The organism is Halomonas sp. ALS9, from assembly GCF_001651035.1.
GTDB lineage: Bacteria > Pseudomonadota > Gammaproteobacteria > Pseudomonadales > Halomonadaceae > Vreelandella.
This window is the reverse complement of the sequence record NZ_LXRG01000156.1, coordinates 1-419: the sequence shown is the minus strand read 5'-3', so window position 1 is coordinate 419 and position 419 is coordinate 1. Positions and strand designations below refer to the sequence as shown.

The following is a 419-nucleotide window of genomic DNA, read 5'->3' as shown; positions in this document are numbered from 1 at the left end:
CGCTTTGGGTGACATATCGTTCACCACCGTCCCGCCAATCTTCACATTACCGTCGCTGATCGACTCGAGCCCGGCAATCATGCGCAGCAACGTGGACTTACCGCAGCCGGAAGGCCCCACCAGAATGACAAATTCACCATCGTTAATTTCGATATCCACACCGTGGATCACCCGTTCTTCCCCAAAGCGTTTCTGCACATTTTCCAGCGTAATGTTAGCCATCGTTGTTATATCCTTCTTTGGTCTAATAAGAGCAGTAAAACGGCTAAAAGTATCGGCATCCAATGTTTAGCTTTAGACATTAGTCCAAAGAATTATCTATTTAAACTTAAATACCCAATGTTTACAAAGATACTTATCGCATCTTCCCTAAACCCAATAAAAAACATAAGCACATGTTTTTTATGATTTTTATATTA

Annotated in this window: 1 protein-coding gene; it reads right to left on the bottom strand. The window is 41.8% G+C overall.

Features of this window, described 5'->3' with window-relative positions; translation table 11 throughout:
- Positions 1–222 (bottom strand): ATP-binding cassette domain-containing protein (locus A6R74_RS10630; protein ID WP_121499384.1); only part of this gene is annotated, 222 nt, incomplete at its 3' end.
- Positions 223–419 lie beyond the last annotated feature (197 nt).